The sequence below is a fragment of the Candidatus Methylacidiphilum fumarolicum genome, assembly GCF_949774925.1.
GTDB lineage: Bacteria > Verrucomicrobiota > Verrucomicrobiia > Methylacidiphilales > Methylacidiphilaceae > Methylacidiphilum > Methylacidiphilum fumarolicum.
Genome location: NZ_OX458932.1, coordinates 1 through 14,328 on the forward strand (window position 1 = coordinate 1; position 14,328 = coordinate 14,328).

At 36.7% G+C, this 14,328-nt stretch carries 14 protein-coding genes and 1 tRNA gene; 14 read left to right on the forward strand and 1 reads right to left on the reverse strand.

The genetic code is table 11. The annotated features are described in order from the left end of the window. Nucleotides 1-251 precede the first annotated feature (251 nt). From dnaA to QOL44_RS00030, 6 genes are all read left to right on the forward strand, one after another. Nucleotides 252-1,607, forward strand: coding sequence for a chromosomal replication initiator protein DnaA (gene dnaA, locus QOL44_RS00005; protein ID WP_009061929.1), 1,356 nt, complete (start codon nucleotides 252-254; stop codon nucleotides 1,605-1,607). 207 nt (nucleotides 1,608-1,814) lie between these two features. Continuing rightward, nucleotides 1,815-2,930 (forward strand): DNA polymerase III subunit beta, encoded by a 1,116-nt coding sequence (gene dnaN, locus QOL44_RS00010; protein WP_009061931.1) that lies wholly within the window; start codon nucleotides 1,815-1,817, stop codon nucleotides 2,928-2,930. Nucleotides 2,931-2,942: 12 nt separating this feature from the next. Then, complete coding sequence (locus tag QOL44_RS00015) at nucleotides 2,943-3,329, forward strand: hypothetical protein (RefSeq protein ID WP_009061933.1); 387 nt, start codon at nucleotides 2,943-2,945, stop codon at nucleotides 3,327-3,329. 34 nt (nucleotides 3,330-3,363) lie between these two features. Then, nucleotides 3,364-3,915, forward strand: coding sequence for a signal peptidase II (lspA, locus tag QOL44_RS00020; RefSeq protein WP_009061935.1), 552 nt, complete (start codon nucleotides 3,364-3,366; stop codon nucleotides 3,913-3,915). 7 nt (nucleotides 3,916-3,922) lie between these two features. After that, nucleotides 3,923-4,849, forward strand: a complete 927-nt coding sequence (gene nadA, locus QOL44_RS00025) for a quinolinate synthase NadA (RefSeq protein ID WP_009061937.1) — start codon at nucleotides 3,923-3,925, stop codon at nucleotides 4,847-4,849. Between the two features lie 38 nt (nucleotides 4,850-4,887). Beyond that, complete coding sequence (locus QOL44_RS00030; protein ID WP_009061939.1) at nucleotides 4,888-5,496, forward strand: RNA ligase partner protein; 609 nt, start codon at nucleotides 4,888-4,890, stop codon at nucleotides 5,494-5,496. Here QOL44_RS00030 and QOL44_RS00035 read toward each other — a convergent pair. Then, a complete protein-coding gene (locus QOL44_RS00035) occupies nucleotides 5,458-6,558 on the reverse strand; it encodes an RNA ligase (protein ID WP_009061941.1) in 1,101 nt (366 codons plus the stop codon). The genes QOL44_RS00030 and QOL44_RS00035 overlap by 39 nt on opposite strands. Before the next feature lie 299 nt (nucleotides 6,559-6,857). On the opposite strand from QOL44_RS00035, the gene QOL44_RS00040 reads away from it, so the two are divergent. From QOL44_RS00040 to QOL44_RS00075, 8 genes are all read left to right on the forward strand, one after another. Next, nucleotides 6,858-8,147: a UDP-glucose dehydrogenase family protein gene (locus QOL44_RS00040; RefSeq protein WP_009061943.1), complete on the forward strand. Its 1,290-nt coding sequence runs from the start codon at nucleotides 6,858-6,860 to the stop codon at nucleotides 8,145-8,147. A gap of 10 nt (nucleotides 8,148-8,157) precedes the next feature. Then, nucleotides 8,158-9,426 carry an adenylosuccinate synthase gene (locus QOL44_RS00045; RefSeq protein ID WP_009061945.1) on the forward strand — a complete coding sequence of 423 codons (1,269 nt, stop codon included), beginning with the start codon at nucleotides 8,158-8,160 and terminating at the stop codon, nucleotides 9,424-9,426. A gap of 138 nt (nucleotides 9,427-9,564) precedes the next feature. Continuing rightward, nucleotides 9,565-10,359, forward strand: a complete 795-nt coding sequence (locus tag QOL44_RS00050; protein ID WP_009061947.1) for an isoprenyl transferase — start codon at nucleotides 9,565-9,567, stop codon at nucleotides 10,357-10,359. A 49-nt stretch (nucleotides 10,360-10,408) separates the two neighbouring features. Next, on the forward strand, nucleotides 10,409-11,299 hold the full coding sequence (locus QOL44_RS00055; RefSeq protein WP_134372490.1) for a phosphatidate cytidylyltransferase: 891 nt from the start codon (nucleotides 10,409-10,411) through the stop codon (nucleotides 11,297-11,299). Between the two features lie 30 nt (nucleotides 11,300-11,329). Then, nucleotides 11,330-11,977 (forward strand): phosphatidylserine decarboxylase family protein, encoded by a 648-nt coding sequence (locus QOL44_RS00060; protein WP_009061951.1) that lies wholly within the window; start codon nucleotides 11,330-11,332, stop codon nucleotides 11,975-11,977. Continuing rightward, entirely contained in the window at nucleotides 11,974-12,885 is a 912-nt protein-coding gene (gene pssA, locus QOL44_RS00065) for a CDP-diacylglycerol--serine O-phosphatidyltransferase (RefSeq protein ID WP_228343295.1), read from the forward strand. The genes QOL44_RS00060 and pssA overlap by 4 nt, the downstream gene beginning before the upstream one ends. A gap of 85 nt (nucleotides 12,886-12,970) precedes the next feature. Beyond that, nucleotides 12,971-13,053, forward strand: a tRNA-Tyr gene (locus QOL44_RS00070). A gap of 132 nt (nucleotides 13,054-13,185) precedes the next feature. Continuing rightward, nucleotides 13,186-14,319 (forward strand): KamA family radical SAM protein, encoded by a 1,134-nt coding sequence (locus QOL44_RS00075; RefSeq protein ID WP_009061956.1) that lies wholly within the window; start codon nucleotides 13,186-13,188, stop codon nucleotides 14,317-14,319. Nucleotides 14,320-14,328 lie beyond the last annotated feature (9 nt).

Consider the following 14,328-nt stretch of genomic DNA (forward strand, 5'->3'; position numbering starts at 1 on the left):
ATATTTAAAAAATTTATTTTTTTTAAATGTCAATTTTCTTGTGAGAGAAAAAAAAATTAAAAAGAATAAAAAATCCATTCAAAGAAAACATAATGATGATGTGAATAACTTTGATTAAAATTTCCATTTTTTATCATTAAATAAATAGTTTCATTGTGAAGAAAATATTAAGCTTTTGATGATTAATGAGTTATAAAAACTGAGCCAAGACAATATATCTAAAAACAAAAAAAAATAATTGTTAATAACTTGTGAATAAAGTGGCTACTGAATATCATTCTCTTTGGAATGGCATTTGTTTAGAACTTCAAAAAGTAATATCCAGAGAAGCAATCGAAAAGTGGTTTTATCCCATAGAATTGATAGGTATAGAAAACGATATTTTAATCCTGAAGGCTCCCGATCCGATTTATCAATATTGGATAGAAGAAAATTATTTACCCCAAGTTATCGGTGCTTCTTCTAGGATTCTTGGCAAAAATCTGAAGGTCTCCTTTTATCATGATCAAAAGCAAAAGGGGGTAATAGAAAAATCTTCTAAACAGCCTTTTCAAGAAGAAAAATCTGTTATTGAATCAAAAGGATTAAATTTAAAATTTTCCTTTGAAAACTTCGTAGTAGGACCAAATTGTGAGTTTGCTGCAGCGGCTTCAAAAGCAGTAGCGGAATCTCCAGCCAAAGCTTATAATCCTCTTTTTTTATATGGAAAAGTTGGCCTAGGAAAGACCCATCTGATGCAGGCAATAGGCAATTATATTCTTAAAAAGAATAAGAGAATCCTTCTTCAATACGTCACCTCAGAGCAGTTTACTAACGAATTTATTGAGGCTATCCAAAAAGGAAATCTTGTGCAGTTTAGGAAAAAATATAGGCAAATCGATGTGCTTTTGATTGATGACATTCAATTTTTGGCTGGGAAAGAAAGATCACAAGAAGAATTTTTTCACACATTTAACTGCCTTTTTGATGGGAGCAAGCAGATTGTTTTAAGCGGAGATGAAGCGCCAAGTGCTCTTCAAAACCTAGAAAAAAGGCTTATATCTAGGTTTGAATGGGGACTGACAGCCGAAATACTCCCTCCTGGAATTGAGGTCAGATTAGCTATATTAAAAAATAAATTAAAAAATTATTCCATTTCTCTCGAAGAGAAAATTTTGGAATTTATTGCAGAAAGAATAAAAACAAACGTACGACAACTGGAAGGAGCCTTAAATAGACTTTGTGCTTATATTTCCATTCATAAGCGTGAAATAGTTAGTTTGGAAGAAGTAGAATCGCTTCTCAAGGATCTTATCTCCATTCAACCATCAAAAACAATTACAATTGAAATGATTCAAAAAATGGTCTGTGAGGCTTACGATATTAGGTATTCGGATATGGTTTCCAAAAGAAGAATATCCTCGATAGCTTTTCCCAGAATGGTGGCTATGTATTTAGCTCGAAAGCTGACCAATTTTTCATTATCCCAGATCGGAGAAAGCTTTGGCGGGAGAGATCATGGAACAGTTCTTCATGCACAAAGAACCATTTCAGAAAAAATGGCTCAAGATCCTGATCTAATGCAGCTCATAAAGAAAATTACCGAAAGATTAACTTCTTCTCAATAAAATGTGAATGATTGTGAAAAAAAGACGTTTTTTTAAAAAAATTTGCTTAGAATATGAAATTATTAACAAGAATTGATAAAATATTCAAAATAAAAGAAGGGAAGAAACTCCTTGCTCTATAATGATTAAGAAGCTTTTTCCCTTTTTTTATTATCCTTATGAATTCTATGTATAAGAAAAACAGAGTGTTATTATTGGAGAATAAACATGAAATTTTGTGTGGATAAAAACCAATTCATTGAATCTTTATCGCTGATTCAAAGTATTATCAATCCTAGATCGACTCTTCCTATTCTTAGTCATTTGCATTTGACGGCGCAGATTCCTGATTTGGTTGTACTGTTTGCTACCGACCTACAAACAAGCTTAAAATTAAGCCTAAAAGCAACGGTTACAGAAAGTGGAATAACCACTTTGCCCGCCCGAAGACTATTAACTATTGTCAGAGAGCTAGAGTCAAATGAACTAACTCTAGAAACGGATTCCAATCATCTCACAACACTTTCTTCAGGCAACTGTTTATTTAAGATAAACGGGTTGCCAGAGGATGACTATCCGAAATTCTCTCCAGGAAAGTTCAATAATTTTATGGAAATGCCCCAAAGCAAATTACGGAAGATGCTTAAAATGGTCGACTATGCCATGGCTGACGAAAGCAGGCCTGCATTAAATGGGGCATGGTTTTCGGTAAAATCAGGTCGTTTTGAAGTGGCGGCTACAGATGGGAAAAGGTTGGCTTATGTTTTTGATGACTTTGAGACAAGTGGTTTGGAAGCTGAAGGGATTGTTCCAGCCAAAGCAATCTTGGAAATTTCTAGGATAATAGAAAATTCTGATAAGGCGCTAAAGATGTTTTTGGATCCAAATAAAATATTTTTAGAATACGACAATATTCTCTTTTTTTCTAAACTCATTGAAGGCAAGTATCCTAATTTTAAACAGGTTATTCCTAAGGCTACAACAGAAAAAGCGGTTATTGATCGTAACACCTTTATGCATTCTATACGCAGGGTTTCCTCTATTGCCTCTAGTGGTACTGGGTCGATTCCAATTTTCCTTAATTTCGTAGGGAATCAAGAATTAATCCTTTCTTGTCAGGCCCCAGAAATTGGACAAGCCAAAGAAACCCTCATTATAAAAGAATTTAAAGGAGAGCCATTTTCCGTTCCTTTTAATCCTTTCTATCTCTTGGATCCTTTAAAAGAAATGGAAAAAGAAGATGTCATTTTAGAATTTGTTAATCCTTCTACCAAAGGTAATCCATGCCTGATAACGGAAGGGACGAATTTTGTCTATGTTTTAATGCCAATTAAAAATCAATAAAAGCCTGGTTTTATGATACGACGTAGTGGATACATTGGTGTTTTTTTACACCCTTTTACAAAAGAAGAAATTGAGAAGTTTGTAGCACATTGGCTGGAGCGTTTTGAAAGAGTGGAGCAGGTAATTCCTGGACAAGGGAACTATACATCAACCATGGTAATAGAAAAACTGGATGATATTTTTTATGAAGAACATCCTCAATTTCGAATCATTCAGGGTGATGAATTTGCTTGGGTATATCTTTCCCATAACCGACAAATTATAGAAACCACGGGTTTTTTCTCCGATCATATTCCACTTAGTCTTGAAGTTCTTCTGGAATTACCGAATCTTGTAGAAGTCGTAGAAGAAACCAATGAAAAAAGACTGAAGGAACTTGAAGAAGATCATTATTTTTGATTATTTACTTTACCCCCAAATCCTATTTTTATCTATGAAGGGGTTTCCATCGACGCCATCTCCTTATCTATCAGCCTTGAATAAACCAGAGATTTTCAAATGCTACTTATTCAAAGTCTTTTTCTTTATTCTAAACTTGAGTCTTTTTCTGTTGCTTGATTGGATAACAAAATCTTGGGTTTCTTCTTTTTTTATAAATTCCTTTAATAAGCCATTAATTCCAGGTTTTTTAGATCTTGTCTTTGTTGAAAACACAGGTATTGCTTTCGGATTATTTGCTGGAAACAATGGATTTTGGGAATATTTTACATTATTATTAATTTTAATAGGCTTTATTTTTTTTAGAAAAAAAATTTTTACGAATATTTTTCATATGTTTGTTAGCTCTTTAATTTTTGCAGGTGCCTTAGGTAATTGGATCGATAGAGTGATTCATGGCCATGTGATCGATTTTATAGATGTTCATATTTTAGAGTATCATTGGCCTGCTTTTAATCTTGCTGATGCGTATCTGACGATCGGTTTTGTTTGTATTTTATTGGAATCGGTATTGTCTTCTAAACGAACATTTAAAAAAACAACTTAAAACAAACATGGATTTAAGGGAAAAAAAAGAAGCTGTTTTAAAACTTAAAAAAGAAAAGCGCGCTATTATTTTGGCCCATAATTATCAGTTGCCTGAAATTCAGGAAGTAGCCGATTATATAGGGGATTCCTTAGGGCTTTCTTTTAAAGCCAGAGATACTACGGCAGAACGGATTGTTTTTTGTGGGGTTCATTTCATGGCTGAAACAGCCAAGATATTAAACCCAAATAGAAAAGTAATCCTTCCTGATCTAGAGGCGGGTTGTTCTCTTTCGGATACCTGTTCTTATGAAGAACTCCTTGAATACAAAATAAAAAATCCAGAGGTTTTTGTTGTAGCTTATGTCAATACCTCTGCGGCAGTAAAATCACTAAGTGATTGCATTTGTACTTCTGCTAACGCCATAAAAATCATCGAAAAAGTCCCTCTTGATAAGAAAATTCTTTTCGTCCCTGATCAAAATTTAGGTGAATGGGTACAAAGCAAGACGGGTAGGCAGATGGACTTGTGGCCTGGAGAATGCTATGTGCATGTAGAATTTACGCATCAATCCCTCTTAAATTTGAAAAAAAATTATCCTAATGCGCCAATAGTAGCTCATCCAGAGTGTGAAAGAGCCGTAAGAATGCTTGCAGATGAGGTCTGTTCGACTGAACAGATGATCAGGTATTGTAGAAACCATCCGGCTAATACGTTTATTATTGTGACGGAGGTTGGGATGACTACTAGGCTCAAGAAAGAAATTCCAGAGAAGGATTTCATCCCAGCTTCGACACCCAGATGTGCTTGCTCTCAATGTAAGTTCATGAAAAAGATCACCATAGATAAGGTTATCTCTTCTCTCGAAAGGGATGATCCTGAGATTGATGTGCCAGAAGAAATCCGTAAAAAAGCTTTTATTCCTATTCAACAAATGTTGGAGTGGAGTGAATAAAAGAATCCAGATATAATGATTCTTAAGAGCAGAAAACAGTGAAAAAGTTTGTTCTGGATACCAGTGTCTTTACAAATCCAGATATTACACAACAATTTGGAGATGACGATACAACGGTTTTTTCAAATTTTCTTTCCTTAGCGACCAAAGCCGATGCTCAATTTTTTATGCCGTCGTCTGCTTATCAAGAACTGAAAATTATGAAAGGAACCGTTTTTTTTTCTTCCGATTTTGAATTGATTGTCCACATTCGTTCTCCTCGAAAATTTAACCTTCTAATTCCAGGTTTCGTTCTTTATGACTTCATTGAAGAAATAAGGAAAAGAATTGATCATGGACTAAGGATAGCTGAGGAACATTTGAAACTTGCAGGGCCCAATGGAGGAAATCCTATTCCTTTTGATCAGTTGGTAAACCGCTTAAGAAATCGTTATCGCGAAGCCTTAAGACAAGGCATCCTTGATAGCAGGGAGGATGTTGATGTCATTCTTTTAGCTTATGAATTGGAAGGGATTTTAGTAACAGCTGATGAAGGTATGAAAAAATGGGCGGATAAGATGGGTATTGAAGTAATGAATGCAAAATTTTTAAGAGATTGTTTAAAAAGTCTAATCAAACCGGAGGGCTCCGGAGAGCCAGTTTCTTAAAGTGTCGCTAGTCGAAGGAAAAGTCTTTTCAAACTCCAAGACCCAATAGCTGTTCTCTTGGTATAATTTCTTTATGATAACATGCTCTTGATGTCCTGGAATATGTTTCAGATGTTCAATAAAATATTCAGCGTTTTTCGATTCCCTAAATCGACATCGAAAAAATCTAGAGGATCGACCATGTTCTCGCACATTTTTGAGTACCTCTTTAATGCCACAAACAAACGCTTTTCCTAGTTTTTCTTCCCAGTTGTTTTCTTCAATCAGTCCCAGTTCTGTTAAAAATAACACGTAGCGTAAGATTCTATCGATAAAATAGTTAGGACTCACATCTAAAATCTTATGAGAAAAAACAGCAATATCGTTCAAATCAGAATTTGCAGTGACGTATTTTGCCCGCCGACCAAATGGCTCTTCTTTAAAAATAACCCCTTCTCTGTATTCGTTGTGAAGTGATAACAAGATTTTTTTTATTTGCCTCAAGTCTTTAGGTTGGTTTTCAAAAAGATCAAAATTCTTAACTGAAGGCAATCTATATCGACTAATAAGCTCATGTTTCTGTCGTTCAGGCAGAAATTCCATGGTGGAACCTTTTGCAATATCAAAAATAAAAAGCTTGACATCTTCAGAAACTAATGGAGTGGGTCCCTCAATGTAGGGACTTCCAGGCCCAGTAATTTCACCACATAAAACGAGATTGGGATGATCGATGAAAATATCTACATTCAGTAGATCCACTATTCTGTCCGTACTGAATGGGCAGATAAATCCTCCTCGAGTGGCACAATAAATTTGACCTTGATAGTGAAAAATCCGGACATTATAACCGTCAACTTTTTCTTCCATCCAAAAGGAACCAGAAAATTGTTCTCGTAGTCCGGACTCCAAGGAGTTTATTCTTCCGATTTTAGGAAAACCTGCAATGATAAGATCTTTAAAAACAATGCTTCCCTCTGGCCATCCCCCATAGGCATTCGTCAATCTTATATAGGTCCTTTCCTGAAACTTTCCTTGGATACCTTTTTTTTTGGCAAGAATTTCTTCAATGAACAATTCAAACATAAGAAAACTATAATAGGGTAGAGTCAATTTTTTAAGGTTAATTGCTATCGGAGGGAATTTATTCTAGGAGAGAAATTTTTTTTAAGTTAAGGGAATAAAGCGGGATTTTTAAAAATTAAAATTGCAAGATATCCGAAAATCACTATATCGTTTTTTTGGTTTTTTTTCCGCGTGTAAGAATTCACATTTAAAAAAAGCTAAAATTACCTAAAAAAGACAATAAAAGGTGTCATAGCGTGAATTTTTTGTCGACGACAAAAATCGACAGTATCCATCACAATCATTGAACAATTAAAAAAATGAAAATCTCAATCATTGGTTCTGGTTATGTGGGATTAACAACAGGAGCTTGCTTTGCTGATATTGGTCATGAGGTCATTTGCATAGACAATGATTCAAGTAAAATAAAATCTCTTCTTGCAGGAAATATTCCTATTTATGAACCTGGCCTGGAAGAGCTGGTCCAAAAAAATGTTAAGAAGGGAACGCTTCATTTTACGGAGAGCATAGAGGAGGGGGTTGAAAAGAGTTTAGTCATTTTCATTGCAGTCCCTACCCCTCCCTTGGAAGATGGCAGTGTCGATATGACTTATATTGAAAAGGTCGCCCGACAAATTGCTGCTGTTTTAAAAGATTATAGAGTCATTGTTGATAAAAGTACTGTTCCAGTCAAAACCGGAGAAAAAGTCTATCAAACGATCAAAAGATATAATAGTCATAATAGCGAATTTGATGTCGTGAGTAATCCTGAGTTTTTGAGAGAGGGCGTTGCCATCCATGATTTGCTTCATCCTGACCGTGTTGTAATTGGTGCTACCAGTGAAAGAGCTATTAAAATAATGAAAGAAGTTTACGCTCCTTTTAAGGCTCCGATACTCATTACAGATCTAAATTCCGCAGAACTTATCAAGCATGCCTCCAATAGTTTTCTTGCTTTAAAGATTTCGTATATCAATGCCTTATCAAGGATATGCGAGGCAGCTGGAGCCAATGTGCAAATGGTAGCAGAGGGAATGGGGTTGGATCACAGAATAGGCAAGCATTTTCTTAAAGCTGGCATAGGGTGGGGAGGATCCTGTTTCCCAAAGGATGTGGCTGCTTTCATCAAAATCTCACAAGAATTGGGCTACGATTTTAAGCTGCTCAAAGAAGTCTCTCAAATTAATAGTGATCAAAAGGAAATATTTTTACGAAAAATCCGCGATGTTCTATGGGTATTAAAAGATAAAAGGATTGGCCTTTTGGGCTTAGCTTTTAAGAACAATACGGATGATGTAAGAAGTAGTGTTGCTATGGATCTTGCAAGAGTTTTTTTAAAAGAAGGAGCAATTGTGCAAGCTTTTGATCCAAAAGCTATGGGAAAGGCAAAAGAAGTACTACCTTCGATTCATTATTGTTCCTCGGCTTTAGATGTCGCTGAAGAGGCTGACTGCGTAGTTATTGCGACGGAGTGGGAGGAGTTTATAAATTTAGATTGGAAATCAATGAAATCAAAAATGATTAGCCCGATCGTTTTTGATGGTAGAAATCTACTCGACAAAAAAAGGATGATCGAGATGGGGTATCATTACGTTGGGGTTGGAAACTAAAGGCTGGATCATGAATTCTGTTCTTGTTGGAGCTCAGTGGGGAGATGAAGGGAAAGGAAAAATAATTGATTTTTTAACCCAAGATGTGGATGTCGTTGTTCGATGCCAGGGAGGCGATAATGCGGGTCATACGGTAGAGGTTCATGACGAGAAGTTTGTACTCCATCTTATCCCTTCAGGAATCTTATGGCCTGACAAGTTTTGTTTGCTGGGTAGTGGCATGGTTATTGATCCAGTGTCACTAGTCGATGAAATAAAAAACATAGAAAAAAGAGGTATTGAAATACGCAGCCGACTATTTATTTCTGAAACAGCTCACATGGTCTTTCCTTATCATAGGATTATTGATGAACTTCTTGAAAGGAGACGTGGGAAAAGCCGGATTGGAACAACAAAAAAGGGCATTGGACCAGCCTACGCGGATAAAGTAAGCCGAGTGGGCCTTCGAATCCTTGATCTGCTTGATAGAAAGAAGTTTTCTGAAAAGCTCAAGATCCTTGTTGAAGAAAAAAACCGCTATATACATTTTCTAGGTGGAGAGCCTGTGTTATGGAATGAAATAGCTGATGCTTATTTAGCAGCAGCTGATGAAATTGCTTCAATGGTTACAAACACTACTCTTTGGCTGCATGAAGCTTCCCTTTCAAGAAAAAAAATTCTTTTTGAGAGTGCACAAGGAACATTCCTTGATATCGATTTTGGAACTTATCCTTTTGTAACTTCATCCAATACCACTGCTGGAGGCGCTATTACCGGTAGTGGATTGCCTCCACATAAAATCTCTCGAGTCATAGGTTGTATGAAAGCCTATACCACACGGGTTGGAGAAGGTCCTTTTCCAGTAGAAAACGCCGAGCTTTCCAATATGCTCCATTCGACAGGTAGAGAGTTTGGGTCGACAACGGGTAGGGCGAGACGATGTGGTTGGTTTGACGGCGTTTTGGCTAGATATGCCTCTTTGATTAATGGTTTTCATGAAGTGGCTGTCACCAATCTCGATGGGCTTGATACTATAGAAAAGATCCCCATTTGTGTGGCCTATGAATATAAGGGAAAGATTTTGAAATATCCTCCCAACTCTGTAGAACAGTTGGAAGAGTGCATCCCAATTTATGAAGAATTCCCAGGATGGCTCGAATATACAGGAGGAGTTAGATGTTTTAAAGAGTTACCTAAAGCTGCTCAAGAGTATTTGAACAAGTTGGGAGTTCTTGTGGGCGCCCCAATTAAAATTGTGTCAGTTGGAGCCGATAGGGAACAGACTTTTTTTGTTGATTAATACATCTTAAAAAAATGGGGAAATGATTCAGAATAAATTTTTTTTCAATAAAATTCTGAGCATCTTAATCTATACATGTTTTATCCCTAAATTCGGGACAAGAAAAATTGGAGAAGGAGAATTCAAACTTTTATTTAGATGAATATTACAATTGAAAACGAGCATCAAAAAAATAATGGGGTAGTCAATACAGAACTTAATTCTTATTTGCTCGATGCGAAGAATGTTCCAAACCATGTGGCAATAATCATGGACGGTAACGGCCGATGGGCTGAAAAAAGAAATTTGCCTCGAATCGAGGGACATAAGGAAGGGCTGAATGCAGCCAAAGAAGTGGTACAAACAGCCTTAGAAATAGGAATACAGTATTTAACTCTTTATGTCTTTTCCATTGATAACTGGAAAAGACCTTATTTTGAGATTCGAGCCTTGATGACGATGTTTCAGGATTTTCTTTTAAAAAACGAGGATGAGTTAGTAGAAAGAGGTATAAAATTATTAACGATTGGCAGAACGGCGGATTTACCAAGAAGTCTACAAAATCAGTTGATGGCAACCTGCAAAAAAACAGAAAAAAATTTCAAGCTTATCCTTACTCTTGCTTTGAGCTATGGGGCACGACTTGATATTCTCAATGCCGTGAGGGAAATAGCTAAAAAAGCTCAGTCTAGAGAAATCAACCTTAACGATATCGATGAGAAATTTTTCAAAGCGCATCTTTCTACACATTTTTCTCCGGATCCAGATTTTTTGATACGGACAAGTGGGGAAATGCGACTGAGCAATTTTCTTTTGTGGGAGTCCTCTTATACAGAGTTTTATTTTACAAATACCTTTTGGCCAGATTTCCGAAGAGAGGAGTTTTTAGAAGCCCTAGCTACTTTTGCAAAAAGGCAGCGTAGATTCGGACAAATAACCGCAAAAAAAAGATAACTGAAGCTTTTCTGTTGTCTATTCCCTCGATTTCAACTCTATCCTAATGATGACTATTGAAATGTTAAAAGAAGAATCCAGTTTTTATTCTAGATTACTTTCTTCTCTCGTTCTCTGGGGTGTTATTCTTATAGCCCTTTTATTCAGCTTAAAAATTCTCGAAATGATCATTTTTATGTGTTTTGGGCTTGTAGCTCAGGAAGAGTTTTATCGGATGCAACAAGCCAAAGGCCACAAGATATTTCGCTTGGCAGGTTTTACAGCTGCTTTCTGTCTTTACCTAGGGATATGGTTTTTCCAGAATGTTCATGCTGTTGGTTATTCCTTCTATCCTTTTTTTGAGCAGATCTTGTATTTTGGATTGTTAACGATTCTTTTTGGTCAAGTTATTTGGAATTGGGATAAGCTAACAAATCCAATAGCATCGATAGCTCTGACCCTTTTAGGATTTTTTTATGTTGCTTTTCTTTTTAGTTTTCTTGAGCGAATCTCTTTTTGTAAAGGATTACCATTTAATGCCGATGCTGCCTTATTTTATATCATATCGGTAACAAAACTAAGCGACACGGGTGCATTTCTTATAGGGAAAAATTTTGGTAGCCATCTACTTATTCCCCATGTTAGCCCTAAGAAAACGTGGGAAGGTTTGGGAGGAGGCATTTTTTTCTCGTTTTTGGCTGGGACATTCTTACCTATTGGATTTTCAAAATTTTTTGTTGGATTTCCTTTGATCGATTCGATTCTTTTAAGCGTCGTGATAGGAATTATTGGAGCGGTAGGGGATTTAGCTAAAAGTGTGGTCAAAAGAGATGCTCATGTGAAGGATTCAGGTCATGTGATTCCAGGTATTGGAGGTCTATTGGACCTAATAGATAGTTTGCTTTTAAGCGGTCCCTTTTTTTATTTTTATTGTCTTTTCCGCTACCATCTATACCCATAGCTTCTTGTCCAAACTTTAAACATACCAATTATGAAAGATTCTCTTCTTTTTCGTGAAGCATTTCCCATTGCTTTTACCATGGCGATGCTATCTTTGATCTTCTTGCTTTTACCCTTCAAACCAGCAAAATTTGTAGGAGTCTTTTTTTTATTAGCCCTGCTTTTTCTCTTTTATTTCTTCAGAAATCCAGAAAGAACTATCCCTACTGACCCTCATTATATTTTGGCTCCTGCAGACGGCAAAATTGTGGAAATAAAAGTGGAAGAAAAATCCCCTTTCTATGAGGGGAAGACAACAAAAATATCTATTTTTCTTTCTATCTTTGATGTGCATGTGAACCGTTCTCCGGTTGATGGCAAAATTATTAAGAAAGAGTATCATAAAGGGATTTTTTTGGATGCACGCAATCCAAAGGCCTCTTTATTAAACGAAAGACAGGATTGGTGGATTCAATCGACAAAAGGATGTATTGTAGGAATAAGACAGATTGCTGGGTTTATTGCACGCCGGTTGGTTTCTTGGAAAGAAACTGGTGATACGATTAAAATGGGAGAAAGAATTGGCATGATTAAGTTTGGATCTAGAACAGAACTTTATCTTCCTAGTGACTGTATAGTAGTAGTACAGAATGGAGAGAAAGTAGAAGCTGGAAAAACTGTAGTTGCAAAATGGCCATGAACGAATGGGATGCAAAAAAAGAGGAAAAAATATATCTTTTGCCTAATTTGCTGACAGCGGGCAACTTGATTTGTGGTTTTCTTGCCATTCTAAAAATTCTCGAAGGAAGCATTCTACGAGACAGCGATACAGCAGGATGGATCCATACATACGAAAATAGTTTAGATTTCATTTTAGCTGCATTTGTATTTGATGTTTTGGATGGAAGGCTCGCTCGGTTTGGTGGCAAAGAAAGCATGTTTGGAAGAGAATTTGATTCTTTGGCTGATCTTATTTCCTTTGGTGTTGCCCCAGCCTTGTTAGTCTTCGAGATAGTTCTCTATCAATTCCCTCATAAAATAGGGTGGATTGTTGCTTCTATTTATCTGGTTTGTGGAGCTCTAAGGCTTGCCCGATTCAATGTTTTATCTACTCAGTATAAGGGATCAAATCTGGAATTTACTGGTTTTCCTATTCCTGCCGCTGCAGGGCTAGTCTGCTCCATTACTTTACTGATGCTTTATTTTTATGAAACAGATAGGGAACTGGAGAAAGGCTGGGGAAAGTACATATTGGTTGTCCTGTTGCTTTTTCTCTCTATCATGATGTTTAGTAAGAATCTTTATCCTAGCTTCAAAGGCATCACCTGGAAAACGAAGTGGACCGTTCCTAAATTTTTGTTTGTGGTTTGTATTTTAGGATTGACCATAGTTTATTATAAGTGGATGTTGGCAGTTGATTTTTTGGGATATCTTTTGTATGGCTTCTTTAGACCTTTTATTTCGAAGCCATTGAGAAAAGCTATTGAAGAAGAAGAAGGCGATGAAGAGGAGGAAGGAGAAAGAGAAGGAGAAGAAAAAGAGGAGGGAAAAAACAACCATTTGAAAATTATTCAGAAAAAGGAAAACTCTGATAGAATTTCTCTTTAAAGCTTGTCATAAGCTACATATTTTATGACTGATAATAAGCTTTATAACGATTGCCAATGTTCGAGGTTAGAAGATTTTTAAAATTGGGCAGATACCCAAGTGGCCAACGGGGGCAGACTGTAAATCTGCTGGCTTATGCCTTCGCTGGTTCGAATCCAGCTCTGCCCATTTTTTTTCTTTTTATCCTTCTCTCCTTATTGACAACTACAGTCAATTCCTTAGGCTAATAAACAAAAAAATAAGGTATTTGCTTTGAGTGTTTCCCATCGAGATTTCCTTTCTCCAGGGAAGGGTTGTTGGATGTCAATATCCGATAAAGATTGGAATGATTGGCACTGGCAGCTAAAAAATCGATTGCATTCCCTTGAGCAAATTGAAAAGCAACTAGCTCTAAGTCCTGAAGAACAGCGTGGCCTTAGATTTGCTTCAAAAGAAAAGCTTGCCTTTTCCCTTACTCCCTATTTTTTCAATCTCATCGATCCACAAAACCCTGATTGTCCTATCCGTAGGCAGGTAATACCAAGAGTCGAGGAGCTGGTGAGCTTGCCCTATGAAATGTCGGATCCTTGCGGAGAAGATAAAGATATGGTGGCTCCGGGACTGGTGCATCGATATCCTGACCGAGTTCTATTCCTTGTGACAGATAGATGCGCTAGTTATTGTCGATACTGTACAAGAAGTAGGATTGTCAGCGGGGTTAGTGGGCAAAAACTAGAAACCGATGACAAATTAGCTTTCGAGTATTTGAAAAACCATCGAGAAGTTAGAGATGTGCTTATTTCGGGGGGAGACCCACTTTTACTATCTGACAGTCGGCTTGAAAGACTTCTTAGACAATTAAGAGAGATCCCCCACATTGAAATTATTAGGATTGGAACACGGATTCCCATATTCCTCCCACAAAGGATAACGGATAGTCTTTGCAAAATGTTGAAGGCTTATCATCCTTTGTGGCTCAATATCCATGCCAATCACCCCAAGGAATTGACAATGGAAGTGAAAATAGCTTTAGAAAAGTTAGCGGATGCTGGCATCCCGCTAGGCAATCAATCTGTGCTTTTAAAAGGGATCAATGATGACCATCAGATAATATTGGAGTTGGTTAGAAAACTGATCCGATGCAGAGTTAGACCTTATTATATTTATCAGTGCGATCTTATTCAGGGAACGGACCATTTTCGTGTGCCAATCAAAAAAGGATTGGAAATCATGAGAAATCTAAGAGGTTTTACAACCGGTTTTGCCGTTCCGCAATATGTGGTGGATGGACCGGGAGGGGGCGGAAAGATCCCTTTGAATCCAGATTATGTTATAGGATATTATGAAGATAAAGTACTGTTACGAAATTATGAAGGTAAAATTTATTCCTATCCCGGAGGTCAAGATACAAAACAAGAAGAAAACTATGATCGACAGTCTGGGACGTGCATGTAAAAATAAATC